Source organism: Streptomyces sp. NPDC014734 (assembly GCF_043083325.1).
Taxonomy (GTDB): Bacteria; Actinomycetota; Actinomycetes; order Streptomycetales; family Streptomycetaceae; genus Streptomyces.
The window spans coordinates 1-1,223 of record NZ_JBIBYN010000074.1 but is presented as its reverse complement, the minus strand read 5'-3'; the positions used below and the strand labels follow the sequence as shown (position 1 = coordinate 1,223).

1 protein-coding gene is annotated in these 1,223 nt (G+C 71.5%); it reads left to right on the top strand.

Annotated features, from left to right (window positions below; translation table 11 throughout):
• Positions 1-1,223, top strand: a 1,223-nt coding sequence (locus ACF1CT_RS37395; protein ID WP_391788499.1) for a condensation domain-containing protein, incomplete at both ends; no start/stop codon positions are given.

The window sequence follows — 1,223 nt, the reverse complement described above, 5'->3', positions numbered from 1 at the left end:
CCCCGCACCCCCACCGAACAAATCCTCACCACCATCTTCGCCCACACCCTCAACATCAACCACCTCACCATCGACGACAACTTCTTCGACCTCGGCGGACACTCCCTCCTCGCCATCCAGCTGATCAGCCGGGTCCGTGCCGCCTTCGGTGTGCAGTTGTCGGTGCGGGACCTGTTCGAGGCGCCGACGGTCGCCGGTACCGCGGCACGTCTCGGCGACGCGGACGGGGCGCGGGCGGAACTGGTGCCGATGGCGCGGCCCGAGCTGCTGCCGCTGTCCTTCGCCCAGCAGCGCCTGTGGTTCCTGCACCAGCTCGAAGGCCCCAGCGCCACCTACAACGTGCCGACGCTGCTGCGGCTTTCCGGTGATCTGGACGTCACCGCGCTGCGCACCGCGATCGAGGACCTGGTCGCACGGCACGAGAGCCTGCGGACCGTCTTCCCGGAGCAGGGCGGCACCCCCTACCAGCACATCCTCCCGGTGGAGGAGGCCCGGCCGGTCATCGAGGTCGTCCGTACGACCCCGGACCGGCTCGACGGTGACGTGGCCGCGGCGGCCCGCCACACCTTCGGCCTGACCCGCGAGATGCCGCTGCGGGCATGGGTGTTCTCGCCCTCGCCCGACGAGCAGGTGGTCCTGCTGCTGGCCCATCACATCGCGAGTGACGGCTGGTCGATGGGTCCGCTCGCCCGTGATCTCTCCCTCGCCTACGCGGCGCGGCGCACCGGCCGGGCCCCGGCGTGGGAGCCGCTGCCGGTGCAGTACGCCGACTACACGCTGTGGCAGCGGGAGGTGCTCGGCGAGGAGTCCGACCCGGAGAGTGTCATCTCCCGGCAGATCGACCACTGGCGCACCGCCCTCGCCGGTCTCCCGGACCGTCTCGACCTGCCGACCGACCGGCCGCGCCCGGCCGTCGCCGGCCACCACGGCGCCACCGTGCCCCTCTCCTGGGACGCCGAACTGCACGCGGGAATCGTCACACTCGCCCGCGAACACCAGGTCACGGTGTTCATGGTGCTACAGTCCGCCATCGCCGCCCTGCTCACCCGTCTCGGCGCGGGCAGCGACATCCCGATCGGCACCCCGGTCGCGGGCCGCGACGACGACGCCCTCGACGACCTCGTCGGGTTCTTCGTCAACACCCTCGTCCTGCGCACCGACACCTCCGGCGACCCCACCTTCACCGAACTCCTCGACCGGGTCCGCGACACGAACCTCGCCGC